We start from the raw sequence: 18,130 nt of genomic DNA, 5'->3' as shown, positions 1-18,130 counted from the left end.
AAAGGAGACTCGCCATGTACCAACATTTCATCGAAGGCCTGCAACGCCTGGGCCGCGCACTGATGCTGCCGATTGCGATCCTGCCGATCGCCGGCCTGCTGCTGCGCCTGGGCGACACCGACCTGCTCAACATCGCGGTGATGCACGACGCGGGGCAGGCGATCTTCGCCAACCTCGCGCTGATTTTCGCCATCGGTATTGCCGTGGGTTTCGCCCGCGACAACAACGGCACGGCGGGTCTGGCTGGCGCCATCGGTTACCTGGTGATGATCTCCACGCTCAAGGTGATGGACACCACCATCAACATGGGCATGCTCGCCGGTATCGCCAGCGGCCTGATGGCGGGCGGGCTGTATAACCGCTTCAAGGACATCAAGTTGCCGGAGTACCTGGCGTTCTTTGGCGGGCGACGGTTTGTGCCAATCGTCACCGGCTTTTCGGCGGTTGCGCTGGGCGTGATCTTCGGCCTGATCTGGCCGCCGATCCAGCATGGCATCAACAGCTTCGGCGTGCTGCTGATGGAAAGCGGCAGCTTCGGCGCGTTCGTGTTTGGCGTATTCAACCGCCTGCTGATCGTCACCGGCCTGCACCATATCCTCAATAATATGGCGTGGTTTGTGTTTGGCAGCTTCACCGATCCGGCAACTGGCGCCGTGGTGACCGGCGACCTGACCCGCTACTTCGCCGGCGACCCGAAAGGCGGCCAGTTCATGACCGGCATGTTCCCGGTGATGCTGTTCGGCCTGCCGGCCGCGTGCCTGGCGATGTACCGCAATGCACTGCCGGAACGCCGCAAGGTCATGGGCGGGATCTTTCTGTCCATGGCGCTGACCTCGTTCCTGACCGGGGTGACGGAGCCGATTGAATTTGCGTTCATGTTCCTCGCGCCGTTCCTGTACCTGATTCACGCGGTGCTGACCGGCCTGTCGATGGCGGTGACCAACCTGCTGAACATCCACCTGGGCTTTACCTTCTCGGGCGGGTTTATCGACATGGTGCTGGGTTGGGGCAAGTCCACCAACGGCTGGTTGGTGTTCCCGGTCGGGTTGGCGTACGCGGTGATTTACTACAGCGTGTTCAACTACTGCATTCGCCGGTTCAACCTGAAGACGCCGGGGCGTGAAGATATCCAGGTGGTGCAGGCTGAGGTGATGACGGATAACCAGCGGGCCAGCGCCTACATCCGTGCGCTGGGCGGCGCGGCCAACTTGCTGAGTGTGGGCGCATGCACGACGCGCCTGCGTCTGGATATGGTGGATCGCAATAAAGCTGTGGATGCCGAGCTGAAGGCACTGGGCGCCATGGCGGTGGTTCGGCCCGGCAATGGCGGCAGTTTGCAGGTGGTGGTCGGGCCGATGGCCGACAGCATTGCCGATGAAATTCGCCTGGCCATGCCTTCGTTTGTTGCCAGTGCGCCTGTCGCAGTTGCGCCTGTGGATAAGCCGGTTGCGGTGAACGTGCAAGAGGCCGAGAAGTGGCTGCACGCGCTGGGTGGCCGCGGGAATGTACGCCAGCTGGAAGCCGTGGCGATGACCCGGTTGCGGGTGGAACTGGAGGATGATTCGGTGTTGTCTGAGGCTGACCTCAGTGCGTTGGGCTGCCAGGGTGTGAGCCAGCTGGACAGCGGGGTTTGGCACCTGTTGATTGGTGACAAGGCGTCTGGGTTGGGTGAAGCGTTGGAGCGGTTGGTCAGTGGCCATGAGGTCGGGGCCAGGGTGTAGACATGTAGTGACTGTTTTGGCCTCTTCGCGAGCAAGCTGAACTGGTCAAGTAATCTTGGACACTGATTACGGTTCACGCCGCCACCCTTTCCTTCACGACCGGCGACCTGTAGTCGTTATAGCTGTGAGGCCTGCTGATGTTGTAGCGCGAGACATAGCGCTGCACGTCTGCCCGGGCCTCATGTTCCAGTTTGTAGCCCGTTTCAGGAACCCACTCGGATTTCAAACTACCAAAGAAACGCTCCATCGGGGCGTTGTCCCAGCACTCGCCTTTACGGCTCATGCTTTGCCTAAATCCATGTTTCACAAGCGCGTTTCTGAATTTATGGCTGGTGTACTGGCAACCTTGGTCAGAATGAAACAGCACATCCTGGGGATGGCCACGCAACTCCACCGCCATGCGTAGTGCTTCGCAGGTCAGGTTGGCATCAGAAATCATCGAGAACGACCAGCCTACGATCCTGCGAGCGTACAGATCCAGAACGGCGGCGAAGTACATCCAACGCTTGCCGACCTTGATGTACGTTACGTCGCCACACCACACCTGATTAACCGCCGTCACATCAAACTTTCGCTTGAGCATATGCGGCGCCACCAAGGCCTCCACGCCCGGCGACTTGTACTTATGGCGCCTGCGCTGACGACTAGCGATGCCAGCTTCGCGCATCAAGTTGCGAGCCATATAACGTCCGACACGATGTCCTTTGGCTTGCAGCTCCTTGGACAAGGTACGTGCGCCCGCCGACTCTCTCGACGCCTTGTGGTACCTGACCAGCGCGGCTTTGAGCTTTTCCCGCTCAGGATTTGCTCTGCCTTGGCGCTGGCGCCAGGCATAGAAGCTGCTGCGGTTAACCCCGAACGCCCGGCAACACCTTTTAACGCCGTACTGCTCGTCCAGCTCATCGATCAGCGTGAATGATCTTTGGCGTCCAAAAGCAGGAGAGCACTGGCCTTTTTTAAGATTTCAATGTCCAGGTCTTTCTCCCTGAGCAGGGCTTTGAGTCTCTGGATCTCTCGTTGATCAGCCGTAATTGCTTTGGCTCCCACCGGAGTCGAGCCCAAGCGTTCTTTTTGCACTTGATCGACCCAACGGCGCAGAGCAGTAGGGCCAATATCCAGGCTGGCACAGACCTCGGTAACCGGCTGACCTTCATCCAGCACCATGCTGGCAGCCTTGAGCTTGAACTCACTCGAATAAGATTTACGCATATCCAAACACCTCAGATTTGGGCGCTATCATAGCGCCCGATTGAAGTGTCCAAAATCATTAGGCCAGTTCAAGCCCGCTCCCACATTTTGATCTGTGAATACATTCAAAATGTGGGAGCGGGCTTGCTCGCGAATGGATTTAACCGGCGCAGGAAGATTTGAGTTCGGTCACCTCATTCAAATCCAACACTCGATCCACCATCAATTGGATACCTTCAAGCATCCGGTGAGGCTGAGCCTTACGGTGAAGAGTTGGTCAGCGGGTAGAGAATCAGATGGGGGATTTGGGCTGTCTTTGATCATGGTAAACCTCCGGTAAGAAACAGGAGCTGCCACCATCACTTGCAGTTGATGGGTGGCGGCCATGTGCGGGCCTGCAAAGATCTGAGGTGCCTGGGCTGACGTCATCGCGGGCAAGCCCGCTCCCACATTTTGATCTGTGAATACATTCAAATGTGGGAGCTGGCTTGCCTGCGATGAGGCCCCCACAGCCAACAAAAAACCCGCTGACCAAACTGGCCCAGCGGGTTTCTTGTTTTTGCAGCACGCGAATCAAAAATCCGCCAACTGCCACACCTCATACGCCGGTGTCTCATACGGATGGCTGAGTTTCAAAGCAGCCACAACAGCCACAATCAACTCATCCGCCACCACCAGCTCAACCTTCCATTCTTCAACCGCTTCAACCTGGCCAACCTGCCCGATAAACGGCTGGCTGCCGTCCAACGCACGGAATTGGCCCTGGCCCGGCACTTGCCAGGCGCAGCTGTCGTAGTTGCCGATGCGCCCGCCGCCGGCAGCGAAGACGGCGGTTTTCACCGTCTCCACATGGCTGTCGGGTACGAAGAAGGCGAGCTTGTACACGGCCTTAGTTCACCCACACGCGGGCGTTGCGGAACATGCGCATCCAGGCGCCGTCTTCGTTCCACTCTTCCGGGCGCCACGAGTTCTGCACGGCGCGGAACACGCGCTCCGGGTGCGGCATCATGATGGTCACGCGGCCGTCGCGGCTGGTGAGGCCGGTGATCCCGCGCGGCGAGCCGTTCGGGTTGGCCGGGTAGCTCTCGGTGACCTTGCCGTGGTTGTCGACGAAACGCATGGCCACGCAACCGGACAGATCGGCTTCGAGCAAGGCTTCTTCGCTTTCGAACTCGGCATGGCCTTCACCGTGGGCGATGGCGATTGGCATGCGCGAACCGGCCATGCCTTGCAGGAAGATCGAGTTGGACTCTTGCACCTGCACCATGGCGACACGGGCTTCGAACTGCTCGGAACGGTTACGCACAAAGTGCGGCCAGAACTCGCTGCCCGGGATCAGTTCGCTGAGGTTGGACATCATCTGGCAACCGTTGCACACACCCAGGGTGAAGCTGTCGTTGCGCTCGAAGAAGCCCTGGAACGCGTCGCGGGCACGGCTGTTGAACAGGGCCGACTTGGCCCAGCCTTCACCGGCACCCAGCACGTCGCCGTAGGAGAAACCGCCGCAGGCCACCAGGCCTTTGAACTCGTTGAGGTCAACGCGACCGGCGAGGATGTCGCTCATGTGCACGTCGATCGCGTTGAAGCCGGCGCGGTCGAACGCGGCCGCCATTTCCACCTGGCCGTTGACGCCCTGCTCACGCAGCACGGCAACCTGTGGGCGGATGCCTTTTTTGATGTAAGGCGCGGCGATGTCCTGGTTGACGTCGAAGCTGAGCTTGGTGCTCAGGCCCGGGTTGTCTTCTTCCAGGATCACGTCGAACTCCTGCTCGGCACAGTCGGCGTTGTCACGCAGACGCTGGATCTGGTAGCTGGTCTCGGCCCACTGGCGTTGCAGCAGGCGGCGCTGACCGGCAAACACCGTGTCGCCGTTGAAGGAGATGTTGATCTCGCCGTTATTGATCGGCTGGCCGATCACGGCCACGCAGTCGTCCAGGCCAGCGGCGCTGAACTGGGCGAGTACGTCTGGCGTTGCGTCCTGGCGAACCTGGATCACGGCGCCCAACTCTTCGTTGAACAGGATGCCGTTGATTTCAGATGCATCCTCGGCAACGCTGTCGAGCACGATGTTCAGGCCGCAGTGACCGGCGAAAGCCATTTCCACAACGCTGGTCAGCAAGCCGCCATCGGAACGGTCGTGGTAAGCCAGCAGGTGGCCGTCGGCGTTGAGGCCCTGGATCACGGCGAAGAAGGCTTTGAGGTCTTCGGCGTCATCGACGTCGGGTGCCTGCTTGCCGAGCTTGCCATGGGTCTGTGCCAGGATCGAGGCGCCCATGCGGTTCTGGCCACGGCCCAGGTCGATCAGGATCAGATCGGTGGTGCCTTTGTCCATGCGCAGTTGCGGGGTCAGGGTCTGGCGGATGTCGGTGACCGGCGCGAAACCGGTCACGATCAGCGACAGCGGCGAGGTCACGCTCTTGTCGGTGCCGTCTTCATTCCAGCGAGTGGCCATGGACATGGAGTCCTTGCCCACCGGAATGGTGATACCCAGCTCAGGGCACAGCTCCATGCCGACGGCCTTGACGGTGTCGTACAGCCGCGCGTCTTCACCCGGGTGGCCGGCAGCGGACATCCAGTTGGCCGACAGTTTGATGTCGGACAGCTTGCCGATGCGCGAAGCCGCGATGTTGGTCAGGGTTTCACCAATCGCCATGCGGCCCGACGCCGGGGCGTCCAGCAGGGCCAGCGGCGTGCGCTCGCCCATGGCCATGGCTTCACCGGTGTAGACGTCGAAGCTGGTGGCGGTGACGGCAACGTCAGCCACCGGAACCTGCCACGGACCGACCATTTGATCACGGGCCACCAGGCCGGTGATGGTGCGGTCGCCGATGGTGATCAGGAAGCTTTTGCTTGCCACGGCCGGGTGGTGCAGCACACGTTCGATGCTGTCGGCCAGTTCCAGCGTGCTTGGGTCGAAATCATCGCCCAGCTCGGTTTCACGCACGGCCGAACGGTGCATGCGCGGGGCTTTGCCCAGCAGCACTTCCAGCGGCATGTCCACCGGGCTGTTGCCGAAATGGCTGTCGGTAACGGTCAGTTGCGGCTCGGCAGTGGCTTCGCCGACCACGGCAAACGGGCAACGCTCGCGTTCGCAGATGGCCTGGAAGCGCGCGAAGTCTTCAGGGCCGACGGCCAGTACGTAGCGTTCCTGGGATTCGTTGCTCCAGATTTCGTGCGGGGCCATGCCCGGCTCGTCGTTTGGAATGTTGCGCAGTTCGAAACGGCCACCACGGTCGCCATCGTTGACCAGCTCCGGGAAGGCGTTGGACAAGCCGCCGGCGCCGACGTCGTGGATGAAGCTGATCGGGTTCTTGTCACCCAACTGCCAGCAACGGTCGATGACTTCCTGGCAGCGACGCTCCATTTCCGGGTTTTCGCGTTGTACGGAAGCGAAGTCCAGGTCTGCCGAGCTGGTGCCGGTGGCCATGGAGGAAGCCGCGCCGCCGCCCAGACCGATCAACATCGCCGGGCCGCCGAGGACGATCAGCTTGGAGCCGACCAGAATCTCGCCTTTCTTGACGTGTTCTTCGCGGATGTTACCCATACCGCCGGCCAACATGATTGGCTTGTGGTAGCCGCGCACTTCATCGCCACGCGGGGTGGTGACGGACTGTTCGAAGGTACGGAAGTAACCGGTCAGCGCCGGACGCCCGAATTCGTTGTTGAACGCGGCGCCGCCCAGCGGGCCTTCGATCATGATGTCGAGTGCGGTAACGATGCGCTCTGGCTTGCCGTACGGCACTTCCCACGGCTGTTCGAAGCCCGGGATCTGCAGGTTGGACACGGTGAAACCGGTCAGGCCCGCCTTGGGCTTGGCGCCACGGCCGGTTGCACCTTCGTCACGGATTTCGCCGCCGGAACCGGTGGCGGCGCCCGGGAACGGGGCAATTGCGGTCGGGTGGTTGTGGGTTTCAACCTTCATCAGGATGTGCACCGGTTCCTGCACCGCGCCGTACTGGCGGGTTTCAGGGTCCGGGAAGAAACGGCCGGCAACGGAGCCGACGATCACCGAGGCGTTGTCCTTATAAGCAGAAAGAACGCCTTCGCTGTGCATCACGTAGGTGTTCTTGATCATGCCGAACAGGCTTTTTTCCTGGCTTTCGCCGTCGATGTCCCAACTGGCGTTGAAGATCTTGTGACGGCAGTGCTCGGAGTTGGCCTGGGCAAACATCATCAGTTCGATGTCGTGCGGGTTGCGCTTCAAGCCGTTGAAGGCGTCGACCAGGTAGTCGATCTCGTCTTCGGCCAGGGCCAGGCCCAGCTCGGTGTTGGCCTTCTCGAGGGCGGCGCGGCCACCGCCGAGCACGTCAATCGCGGTGAGCGGCTTGGGTTCGGCATGGCTGAACAGGCCGGCAGCCTGTTCCAGCTGGCTGACGATGATCTGGGTCATGCGGTCGTGCAGGCTGCTGGCGATCAGCTCGGCCTCAGCGTCGCTGAACTGGCCAGCCACGTAGAAGGCGATGCCGCGTTCCAGACGCTGGATGCTCGACAGGCCGCAGTTGCGGGCGATATCGCTGGCCTTGCTCGACCAGGGCGAGATGGTGCCGAACCGTGGCAGAACCAGGAACAAGCGGCCGGTCGGCTCTTGAACGGGAACGCTTGGACCGTACTTCAGAAGGCGTGCCAGCACTTGCTGTTCGTCGGCGGTCAATACGCCGGTAACGTCGGCGAAGTGAGCAAATTCAGCATACAGGCCTGTAACCGCTGGAACCTTTTGGCTCAGTTGCTCAAGGAGTTTGCTGTGGCGAAAGGCAGAAAGGGCAGGAGCGCCGCGCAGGATCAACATCTTCGGGACAGCCTCGGGAAGGGGGTGTGCTTTGAGGCCGTGCATTCTAGCGTAAACCGCCGCCAACGGCACCCGAAACGGCACCGCTGGCCGTTGCCGAACGTCAGTTGGCACGGTTTGCACGGTATCGGGGCGAAATCCGGGGGCTGGCGCGCAGTTATTTTAACCGTCACAAACCCGCGCCAACCCGCATTTCTGCGGGCTGCAGCCCGGTTTTGCGGGCGCTAGCAGACAAGTCCCCTGCTGTCGAGATATGGCGCGGGGGGGCGTTTGCGTATACTGCGCAGATGTTCTCCCCTACTGCTTTGCGCCCGCGATGCGCCAAATGGCTCCTCGCAACCGGACTCTTCCTGATGCTCAGCGCCTGTGTTGATAAACCCAGCACGCTCGAGCGAATCAAGGAGGATGGCGTATTGCGGGTGATTACCCGAAACAGCCCCGCCACTTATTTTCAAGACCGCAACGGTGAAACCGGTTTCGAGTATGAACTGGTCAAGCGTTTTGCCGACGACCTGGGTGTGAAGCTGGAAATCGAGACCGCCGACAACCTCGACGACCTGTTCGGTCAGCTGGGTAAACCCAACGGTCCGGTATTGGCTGCCGCCGGTCTGGTCAGCAGCGAGCAGCGTGAGCAACAGGTGCGTTTCTCCCACCCTTACCTGGAAGTGACGCCGCAGATCATCTACCGCAACGGCCAGTCCCGCCCGACCAACGCGGCGGATTTGGTGGGCAAGAAGATCATGGTGCTCAAGGGCAGCACCCACGCCGAGCAATTGGCGGCACTTAAAAAGCAGAATCCTGCGATTGAATACGAAGAGTCCGACGCCGTTGAGGTGGTCGATTTGCTGCGTATGGTGGACGAAGGGCAAATCGATCTGACCCTGGTGGACTCCAACGAAGTCGCGATGAACCAGGTGTACTTCCCCAATGTGCGCGTGGCCTTCGACCTCGGCAACGCCAGCAACCAGAGCTGGGCCGTGGCGGCGGGCGAAGACAACAGCCTGCTCAACGAGATCAACAGCTATCTGGACAAGGTCGAGAAGAACGGCACGTTGCAGCGCCTGAAAGACCGCTATTACGGGCACGTCGATGTACTCGGTTATGTCGGCGCCTACACCTTCGCCCAGCATTTGCAGCAGCGCCTGCCCAAATACGAAAAGCATTTCCGTGCTTACGCCAAGGAAGAAAAGGTCGACTGGCGGTTGTTGGCGGCCATCGGCTATCAGGAATCACTGTGGCAACCGGCGGTCACCTCCAAAACCGGCGTGCGCGGCCTGATGATGCTGACCCAGAACACCGCCCAGGCGATGGGCGTGTCCAACCGCCTGGATGCCAAGCAAAGCATCATGGGCGGCGCCAAGTACCTGGCCAAGATCAAGGACGAATTGGACGACAGCATCGCTGAGCCGGATCGTACGTGGTTTGCGCTCGCGGCCTACAACGTCGGCACCGGTCACCTGGAAGATGCGCGCACCCTGGCGAAGAAAGACGGCCTGAACCCGAACAAGTGGCTGGACGTGAAGAAGATGCTGCCGCGCCTGGCGCAGAAACAGTGGTACAGCAAGACGCGTTACGGCTATGCACGTGGTGGGGAGCCGGTGCACTTTGTGGCGAACATCCGGCGCTACTACGACATTCTGACTTGGGTGACCCAGCCGCAGCTGGAAGGTAACCAGGTGGTGGAAGGCAATTTGCACGTGCCGGGTGTGGACAAGACCAAGCCGCCGGAAGATAACCCGCAGTTGTAACGCCCCCTTCCAAACACCCCAAAACCCTGTGGGAGCGGGCTTGTGTGGGAGCGGGCTTGCTCGCGAAGGCGGTGGGTCAGTCGATGCATCTGGTGACTGACACTCCGTATTCGCGGGCAAGCCCGCTCCCACATTTGATATGTTGTGGCCTTAAAGGCCAGTGATCAGATGCACCACGCCGCCGGTCAACACCATCACACCCGGCACACCCGCCGCCTTCAACGCCCCACCATCCATCCGCGCCGCATCCTGCAACTGCACCCGCACCCGCGTCAGTGCCACGCGCTGTTGTGACTTGAGGTTTTCCGCCCCGCCCAACGCCGCCAGCACCTCCGCCGACAACAGACTCTGCTGCGGCGCCGCCACGGTTTCGGCGATCAAATCCGGCGTCAGGGCTTTCCAGAACGCCCGCTGCAATTTATCGAACATGCTCAGTGCTCCAGAACAGGTGAGGATTCAACAGTGGCCGCATGGTATTGGCTCAAGGCCTCACGCACCTGCGCGGCTTCTTCCAGGCCGAGTACCTGGCGCGCGATGATCTGGCAGTCGGCCAGGTCCAGCTCGCGCACGGTGGCCTTGATAGTCGGGATCAGCGGCACGCTGACCGACAGTTCATCCACGCCCAGCCCGATCAACACCGGCACGGCCAACGCCTCGGACGCCAACGCGCCGCACACGCCCACCCATTTGCCATGGGCATGGGCGGCCTTGACGGTGGTGGCGATCAGACGCAGCACTGCCGGGTGAAAGCTGTCAGCCTGGCTGGCGAGCCGTGGGTGGTCGCGGTCCATGGCCAGGGTGTATTGCGTCAGGTCATTGGTGCCGATGGAGAAGAAGTCCACGTGGGGTGCGAAGACATCCGCCATCAGCGCCGCAGACGGCACTTCGATCATGATGCCCAACTTGGGCAACTCAGTAAGCCCGAGTGCCAGCGCTTCCTCTTCCAGAATTTGCCGAGCCAGATGCAGCTCGGACAGCAGGCTGACCATCGGCAGCATGATGTGCAAGCGCGCAAAGCCGGCGCTGGCGAGAATCGCGCGGAACTGCTCACGCAGCAGTTCCGGGCGTTCCAGGCACAGGCGAATGCCGCGCAGGCCGAGGAATGGGTTGGTTTCTGCCTCCATCGGCACATAGGCCAGCGGTTTGTCGCCGCCGACATCCAGCGTCCGTACAACGAGGTTGCGCTCAGAGCCCAGCGCGCGGGCGATAGCGGTGTAAGTACCGGCCTGCTCCTCAGGGCTTGGCGCGCGGTTGCGGTCCAGGTAGAGAAACTCCGAACGCAGCAAGCCGACGCCTTCGCCGCCGAGGGTCAGGGATTGCTCCACTTCCTGCAACGAGGCGACGTTGGCCGAGACGTCGACGTGATGACCGTCGCGGGTGGTGGCGGGCAACGACGCCTGGGCCACGTCGCGCTGACGGCGCAGAATCTGCTGCTGGCGCGCCGCTTCCAGCTGTTCGATTTCAGCCAGGTTCGGGTCCAGGTGCAGTTCGCCTTTGTCGGCATCCAGCAGGACTTGTTTGCCATTGGCCAGCGCTAAAACCTGCACCGGCACACCACAAATGGCCGGCAAGCCGAGGGCGCGGGCGAGGATCGCCACATGGCTGGTCGCGCCACCGCCGACAGTGACAAAACCCAGTACTTTGCGCGTGTCGAGGCTGGCGGTTTGCGACGGCGTCAGTTGCTCGGCAATCAGAATCGCACGCTCGGGCAAATCCCAAGCGCTGTCTTGAATGCCGAGGATCAGTTTCAGCACGCGCTGGCCGACATCGGCCAGGTCCGCCGCACGTTCGGCGAGCAGTGTATTGCCCAATGCCTTGAACTGCGTGGCGGTCGCGACGGTGGCACTGTTCCAGGCAAACGCGGCGCTTTTGCCTTCGGCCAGCAGGTTGTGGGCTTGCTCCAATAAGGTCGGGTCTTCGAGCAGTTCCTGATGGGCGTGGAAGATTTCGGCCTGAGCGCTGCCGACCGCCTTGGCTTGCAAGGCTTGCAACGCCTCGGTGGCCGCCAGCAGGCCGCGCTCCAGTGCAGCACGCTCGGCGGGTTCACCGGCGCCCTGCTCGGTGATCGCAAGCTCCGGTTCCGCCACCTGAACCACCTGGCCAAACGCCGAGCCCGGCGAAGCGCAGACGCCACGCAGCAAGGTCGCCGACGACACGGGCGTGAGGGTTTCAACCACCTCAGCCACTGCCGCCACGGTCTCGCCGCAGCCCTCGGCCAACAAGGTCACCAGCGCCTTGATCGCAGCGTCAGCATCCTCACCGGCCGCGCTCACCTGCAAGGTGTCGCCCTTTACGGTTTGCAGCGCCATGATCGCCACCAGGGATTTGGCGTTGGCACTTTGGGTTTGCTTGTGCAGGTAAATGCTCGCGTTGAACCCCTTGGCCGCCTGGGCAAATACCGCAGCGGGACGGGCGTGCAAACCGTTGGCATTGGGCAAGGTCAGCGGTTTGGAGAACAGGGCGTCACCCTCCTCCTCGCCAGCCTCTTCTACCGCATCGCCCGGCGAAACTTGCAGCAATGGCTGGCCCAGTTCTACCAGCCCGTCATCCTGCGCCAGCAGTACAAACGGCTCGCCACTGACCACCAGCATCAAGGTCAACAAACTGCGCGCGTTGAGCGCTATGTAGTCGGCATCGAATTCAATCAGCGGCTGCCCGGCCTCCACGCGTTGGCCTTCCTGCACCAGCCGCGTGAAACCCTGGCCCGCCAGGTTTACGGTGTCCAGGCCGATGTGCAACAGCACCTGCACGCCATTGTCGTCGGTGATGCTGACGGCATGACCACTGTCCTGGATGTTGCTGATCACCCCGGCCAACGGTGCGCAGAGGGTCTGCGAGGTCGGGTCGATGCACAGTCCGTCGCCGATCAAGCGGCTGGCGAACACCGGGTCTGGCACTTTATCCAGCGCCAGCAGCACACCGGACAACGGCGCCAGCAGTTCCAGGGGTTGAGTTGCGGTCATGACTTCACCTGCTGTTTTGTTCTGTAAAAATCATAGGGCGAACAACGATCCAATGTGGGAGCTGGCTTGCCTGCGATGGCATCACTTCGGTCCTGATGAAAAACCGAGTCGCCTGCATCGCAGCGGTGCGACGATTCGACAAGCCAGCTCCCACATTAGTCCGCGTACACCCACATTCTTATTTCCACCAGTATTCGACTTGCACACCAAAGTTCGACCCATGCCGCGCCGTGCCGTAGGCGCCGGTGTCGGACAACGCCGAACCCGCCGCCAGTTCATTCGCCGCACGCTTGGCGGCTTCGTTCCAGGTGGCGTAGGTGTAATACAAACGCACTTCGGGGCGCGCCCAGAAATCCGGGCCGTTGGGCGACCAGGTCGGGGCAAAGGTAAATTTGCTCAGCTTGCGCGTGCCGCCAGTGGCTTCGACTTGATCATGGCCCAGTTCGGTGACCAGTTTGAACTGCTCGCTGATCGCGTACGCAGGGCGCACACCGATGGACATCCACGTCTGGTCCGACGAACCGGGGCGAATGTCTTTCTGGTACACCGCCTCAACCTGCCCGCCAAAACGCGGCGTCACTTGCCAGTCAAAAAACTCCACCGCGCGGTAGCTTTTGCTGCTCTTGTCCAGCGTGGTGTCGCCGGTGTATCCGAGGCCGGTGCCGGGCCCCTCGCCGTACTGCAAGGCGAACTTGTTCTTGCCGCCCAGGAAAGGCTTTTGCACGTGTTGCGCAGTAATCGCCCAACCGCTGTTGGCATCGCGGCCGCCCGCTTTGTCGATGTAGCTCAAGCCCAATTCCAGCTCGCCGCCGGGGTTGGTCTTGAAGCCTGCCACGTTGAAGTCGTGACGGGTCGCGTATTCCTTCTGGTACAGGTTGTCCTTGCGGGAAATGGCGTAGCTGTATTTGAGGTCGCCGATTTTCACGTCCTCCACACCGCCGCCCGTGGCGCTCTGGTTCCAGTAGTAGAAGTCGGAAATATGGATGTCATTTCGTTTGTAGTAACGCCGGCCGGCCCACACCGAACCGCCGTTGAGGCTGGGCAAGTTGGACCACTGCGCATACATCTGCGGCATGCGCGCCGAGCCGTTGTCTTCGCCCTGGAATTTCAGGGCACGGTCGTATTTGTTGTACAGCGATGCCATGGCGTCCACGCTGAGTACCGAGCCGTCGTCGAGGGTCAGCAAATCCTGGCGCAATTCCAGTTCCGCGTACTGCTCACATTCGTTGCCCAAGCGGTACTTGGATTGCGCCCCCGGCAACTGAAAACACTGCTGCTTGCCGCTGCCCGTTGAAGTGCCCGCGCCGCTACGCAGGTAACCGGCAAACTCCAGGGCCTGGGCGGCGAAAGGTGCACTGAGACAAGACGCAATGAGGCCCAGCTTTATTGTTGTTTTCATGAAGCACTCCAATATTTTTTTATTATGTTTTGGGTGAAGCCCCCTGCACTCCCGGGCAGGGGTTGAAACGGGTCTCAGTCCTTGAGGTGCAGCACAAACGATTCGTAAGGACGCAACGTCACCGTGGCCGTGCGCAGCGGGCAATCGGGGTAATTGCTGATCAGCAGGCGCTGCTCGTGCGCGGCATTGATCACGTGGTCGGGCAGCTGGATTTCGCACGGCGTGCCATAGAAGTTGTTGAGCACCAGCAAGCGCTCGCCATGGCCTTCACGCAGGTAAGCCCAGACCTGAAGGTGGTCTTGCAGCAGCTGGCGGTACACACCCTCCTGAATCAGTGGTTCGTGGCGACGCAAAGCGATCAACGCGCGGTAGTGATGCAGCACCGAATCCGGGTCATCCAGTTGGCTTTCGACGTTGATCTGCGCGGCGTTGGCCGGGATGCCGATCCATGGTTCGCCGGTGCTGAAGCCGGCATTTGCCTCGGCGCTCCACTGCATCGGCGTGCGACCGTTGTCGCGGGACTTCTGCATGATCGCCGCCATGCTTGACGCCTCGGCCTCACCCGCATCGCGCTTGAGACGGAAGATGTTCAGCGTCTCGACATCGCGGTACTGCTCAATCCTGTTGAAGCCGGGGTTGGTCATGCCCAGCTCTTCGCCCTGATACACATACGGCGTGCCCTGGAGGAAGTGCAGCGCGGTGGCAAGCATCTTGGCCGACACCACATGGTGTTCGCCGTCGTCGCCAAAACGCGAGACCACACGCGGCTGGTCATGGTTACACCAGAACAGCGCATTCCAGCCGCCACCGGCCTGCATGCCCAGTTGCCAGTCGGAGAAAATCTGCTTGAGCTGCAGGAAATCGAAGTCGGCCTTCACCCACTTTTGCAGGTTCGGGTAATCGACTTTCAGGTGATGAAAGTTGAAGGTCATCGACAGCTCTTTCGACGCAGGATTCGAGTAGCGGATGCAATGTTCAAGGCTGGTGGACGACATCTCGCCGACGTTGATCAGGTCATGCCCTTCGAAGACTTCGCGGTGCATTTCCTGCAGGTATTCATGCACATTCGGGCCGTCGGTGTAGAAGCGGCGGCCGTCGGTGTTGTCTTCGGGGAAATCGGCGGGTTTGGAGATCAGGTTGATCACGTCCAGGCGGAAACCGCCCACGCCTTTGTCGCGCCAGAAGCGCATCAGCTTGAACACCTCGGCGCGCACCTTGGGATTGTCCCAATTCAGGTCGGCCTGGGTGTGGTCAAACAGGTGCAGGAAGTATTGGCCGGTTTGCGCTTCGTATTCCCACGCCGAGCCGCCGAACTTGGATTCCCAGTTGTTCGGCTGGTCGCGCCAGATGTAGAAGTCGCGGTACGGGTTGTCGAGGCTGCTGCGCGCCTGCTGGAACCATTCGTGCTCAATGGAGGTGTGGTTGACCACGATATCGAGCATCAGCTTGATGCCACGCTTGGCCGCTTCGGCAATGAGCAAATCGCAATCGGCCATGGTCCCGTAGCTGGGGTCGATGGCGTAGTAGTCGCTGATGTCATAACCGTTGTCGCGCTGCGGCGAGCGCAGGAACGGGGTGATCCACAGGCAGTCGACGCCCAGCCATTTGAGGTAGTCGAGCTTGTCCACGATGCCCAGCAGGTCACCGGTGGCGTTACCCGCGTGGCTGTGAAAGCTTTTTGGGTAGATCTGGTAGATCACCGAGTGTTGCCAGTTTTGCATGGTGGGTTCCTTCAGTTATTTGTGTGCAGGCCTTTAGGGCCTCTTCGCGAGCAAGCCCGCTCCCACAGGGAACGCATTTCAAATGTGGGAGCGGGCTTGCTCGCGAAGACGGTGGTTCAGGCGACGCGATACCCGGGCCGCACGATCTTCATGCTCAACGCACAGGTCAAAACAAACGGCACGACCATCGCGATGACCATCCCGATCACAAAGCTTGGGATGTATTGCGGAATGATCGAGATAAACCCGGGCAAGCCGCCGACGCCGATGGCCGATGCCTGGACCTTGTTCATCGACAGGAAAATGCTGCCCAGCGCCGAGCCCAGCAGCGCGGAATAGAAGGGGAATTTGAAGCGCAGGTTGACGCCGAACATGGCCGGTTCGGTGATGCCGAAATACGCGGAGATCGCCGAGGTCGAGGCCATGCTTTTGTCCCGCGCGTTGCGGGTCATGTAGAACACGCCAAGCGCCGCGCTGCCTTGGGCGAGGTTGGACATCACGATCATCGGCCAGATAAAGGTGCCGCCCTGCGTAGAAATAAGCTGCAGGTCCACCGCGAGGAACATGTGGTGCATGCCGGTGATCACCAGCGGTGCGTACAGCAGGCCGAAAATCGCGCCGCCGAGCATCGGCGCCAAATCGAATAGAGTGACCACGCCTTCGGTGATCAGAATGCCAAGGTGACGGGTCACCGGGCCAATGATCGCCAGGGCCAGCACGCCGGTGACGACGATGGTAGTGATCGGCACAACGAGCAGTTGAATCGCATTCGGCACGCGAGCCCGCAGCCATTTTTCGATCACGCTCATCACGTACGCGGCCATCAGGATCGGCAGGATCTGCCCTTGGTAGCCCACTTTTTCAATCTTGAACCAACCGAAAATGTCGAAGTACGGCAGGCTCTGGCCGTCCAGACCGGCCACGGCCTTGCCGTAGTTCCAGGCATTGAGCAGGTCCGGGTGCACGAGCATCAGGCCAAGCACGATGCCAAGGATTTCACTGCCGCCAAAACGCTTGGCCGCCGACCAGCCCACCAGCGCCGGCAGAAACACAAACGAGGTGTTGGCCATGAGGTTGATCAGGCTCCACAGGCCATCCAGGTTCGGATAGGCCTCCAGCAGCGTCTTGCCCTCGATGAACATGCCCTTGGCGCCCATCAGGTTGTTCACGCCCATCAACAGGCCGGCGATGATCAGCGCGGGCAGGATCGGCATGAACACATCGGAGAACACACGCACCAGACGCTGCATGGCGTTGGTTTTGTCGGCGCCCTTCTTCTTCACATCAGCGATGGTCGCGGCGGCGAGGCCAGTCTGCTCGCGCAGGGCAGCGTAGACCTTTTCCACTTCGCCGGGGCCGATCACGATCTGGAACAGGCCGCCGGTAAAGAAAGAGCCCTTGACCAGATCGACCTGGTTCAGCGCGCTGCTGTTGACCAGGCTCGGGTCCTTGAGCGCCAGGCGCAGGCGGGTCACGCAGTGGGCAGCTTGCTCAAGGTTGTCGCTGCCCCCGAGGTTCTCGAGAATCTCGCGGGCAATGTTCGAATAGTCGTGGCTCATGCTTGGTTTCCACTTGGTTTTTTTTATTGGGGGGCAGTCATTGGCAGCACGCCGAGGGCAAAAGTACTCGTCTGTACGAGTTAAAGCAACAACTCGTACAGACGAGTTTAAAAATGTTTATTCGTCAGGGCCCCGAACATCGCTGTAAGCCACAGATATCCAAGGGTCTAATGGACAAACCCCACCTGTGCCACTAAGGTTCCTGCCGTGAACGCGCCGTTCACCTTCATCACGTCGGGCACAGAGCCATCCCCATGAGCAAATACAACCAGATCTATACGGATCTGCTTGCCAGCATCACCACTGAACGCCTGCAACGCGGTACGCGCCTTCCCTCCGAAACCGAATTGATGGACGCCTACCAGGCCAGCCGTGGCACTGTGCGCCGCGCCATCGAGCAGTTGCAGGAACGTGGTTTCGCGCAAAAAATCCACGGCAAGGGCACGTTCGTGCTGTCGCCCAACCCGATTGAATTCCAACTGGGCGGCATCGTCAGCTTCCACGAAACCCACGCTGATCTGGGCGATGACATCCGCACCGAAGTGGTCGAATTCAGCCAGATCCCGCTGGAAGGCTCACTGCTGCAACACATCGAAGCCGAGCCCGGCACACTGATCACCCGCATCAAACGCATACGCCACATCGGCGGCAAACGCGTGATCCTCGACATCAACCACTTCGTCGCCGACGTGATCCCGGGCCTGGACCGTTCGATTGCCGAACAGTCGATCTACGCGTTTATCGAACAGACGTTGCAGCTGCAAATCGCCTACGCCCAACGCACCATCGAAGCCCTGCCTCGCAGCAAGGACGACCAGGCACATCTGGACCTGGATGGGCAAAGCCATGTGATCGTGGTGAGCAACCAGACGTTTTTGCAGGACGGGCGGCAGTTCGAGTACACCGAGTCGCGGCATACGTTGGATAAGTTTTACTTTTCGGATATTGCGCGGCGCTGAAATCTGAGCGCGAGAATGCAGGGGAGACTAAGGCTTCAGGGCCAAAATCCCCCCTTAAATTGATAGTGCAACCTCACTACTCAGCA

The 18,130-nt window shown here is 60.7% G+C and carries 12 protein-coding genes; 3 read left to right on the top strand and 9 right to left on the bottom strand.

All coding sequences use genetic code 11. The features are described 5' to 3' along the window. Positions 1 to 14 precede the first annotated feature (14 nt). Positions 15 to 1,721 carry an N-acetylglucosamine-specific PTS transporter subunit IIBC gene (gene nagE, locus AB4P94_RS11945; protein ID WP_395610683.1) on the top strand — a complete coding sequence of 569 codons (1,707 nt, stop codon included), beginning with the start codon at positions 15 to 17 and terminating at the stop codon, positions 1,719 to 1,721. Positions 1,722 to 1,794: 73 nt separating this feature from the next. Here the strand turns inward: nagE and AB4P94_RS11940 are convergent, their stop codons facing one another. From AB4P94_RS11940 to purL, 4 genes are all read right to left on the bottom strand, one after another. Then, a complete protein-coding gene (locus AB4P94_RS11940) occupies positions 1,795 to 2,619 on the bottom strand; it encodes an IS3 family transposase (RefSeq protein ID WP_395611313.1) in 825 nt (274 codons plus the stop codon). 8 nt (positions 2,620 to 2,627) lie between these two features. Beyond that, positions 2,628 to 2,930: a transposase gene (locus AB4P94_RS11935; RefSeq protein WP_014717988.1), complete on the bottom strand. Its 303-nt coding sequence runs from the start codon at positions 2,928 to 2,930 to the stop codon at positions 2,628 to 2,630. 552 nt (positions 2,931 to 3,482) lie between these two features. Then, positions 3,483 to 3,794 (bottom strand): NGG1p interacting factor NIF3, encoded by a 312-nt coding sequence (locus AB4P94_RS11930; protein ID WP_395610682.1) that lies wholly within the window; start codon positions 3,792 to 3,794, stop codon positions 3,483 to 3,485. 4 nt (positions 3,795 to 3,798) lie between these two features. Further along, on the bottom strand, positions 3,799 to 7,695 hold the full coding sequence (purL, locus tag AB4P94_RS11925) for a phosphoribosylformylglycinamidine synthase (RefSeq protein ID WP_395610681.1): 3,897 nt from the start codon (positions 7,693 to 7,695) through the stop codon (positions 3,799 to 3,801). Between the two features lie 287 nt (positions 7,696 to 7,982). On the opposite strand from purL, the gene mltF reads away from it, so the two are divergent. Next, the gene (gene mltF, locus AB4P94_RS11920) at positions 7,983 to 9,443 is read left to right on the top strand and encodes a membrane-bound lytic murein transglycosylase MltF (RefSeq protein ID WP_395610680.1); all 1,461 of its coding nucleotides are present in this window, start codon (positions 7,983 to 7,985) and stop codon (positions 9,441 to 9,443) included. A 150-nt stretch (positions 9,444 to 9,593) separates the two neighbouring features. Here the strand turns inward: mltF and AB4P94_RS11915 are convergent, their stop codons facing one another. From AB4P94_RS11915 to treP, 5 genes are all read right to left on the bottom strand, one after another. Beyond that, entirely contained in the window at positions 9,594 to 9,872 is a 279-nt protein-coding gene (locus tag AB4P94_RS11915) for a PTS glucose transporter subunit IIB (RefSeq protein ID WP_395610679.1), read from the bottom strand. A gap of 2 nt (positions 9,873 to 9,874) precedes the next feature. Then, positions 9,875 to 12,406, bottom strand: coding sequence for a phosphoenolpyruvate--protein phosphotransferase (gene ptsP / locus AB4P94_RS11910; protein ID WP_395610678.1), 2,532 nt, complete (start codon positions 12,404 to 12,406; stop codon positions 9,875 to 9,877). Positions 12,407 to 12,584: 178 nt separating this feature from the next. Further along, complete coding sequence (locus AB4P94_RS11905) at positions 12,585 to 13,805, bottom strand: maltoporin (RefSeq protein WP_395610677.1); 1,221 nt, start codon at positions 13,803 to 13,805, stop codon at positions 12,585 to 12,587. Positions 13,806 to 13,879: 74 nt separating this feature from the next. Then, the gene (gene treC / locus AB4P94_RS11900) at positions 13,880 to 15,526 is read right to left on the bottom strand and encodes an alpha,alpha-phosphotrehalase (protein WP_395610676.1); all 1,647 of its coding nucleotides are present in this window, start codon (positions 15,524 to 15,526) and stop codon (positions 13,880 to 13,882) included. 116 nt (positions 15,527 to 15,642) lie between these two features. After that, positions 15,643 to 17,085: a PTS system trehalose-specific EIIBC component gene (treP, locus tag AB4P94_RS11895; RefSeq protein WP_395610675.1), complete on the bottom strand. Its 1,443-nt coding sequence runs from the start codon at positions 17,083 to 17,085 to the stop codon at positions 15,643 to 15,645. 254 nt (positions 17,086 to 17,339) lie between these two features. Between treP and treR the strand changes: the two genes are divergently transcribed. Beyond that, positions 17,340 to 18,044 carry a trehalose operon repressor gene (gene treR, locus AB4P94_RS11890; RefSeq protein ID WP_395610674.1) on the top strand — a complete coding sequence of 235 codons (705 nt, stop codon included), beginning with the start codon at positions 17,340 to 17,342 and terminating at the stop codon, positions 18,042 to 18,044. Positions 18,045 to 18,130: the final 86 nt, after the last annotated feature.

This window comes from Pseudomonas sp. B22129 (genome assembly GCF_044218875.1).
Classification (GTDB): Bacteria; Pseudomonadota; Gammaproteobacteria; order Pseudomonadales; family Pseudomonadaceae; genus Aquipseudomonas.
Note: the sequence above shows the minus strand (reverse complement) of the source record. Positions and strands in the feature narration are given on the sequence as shown.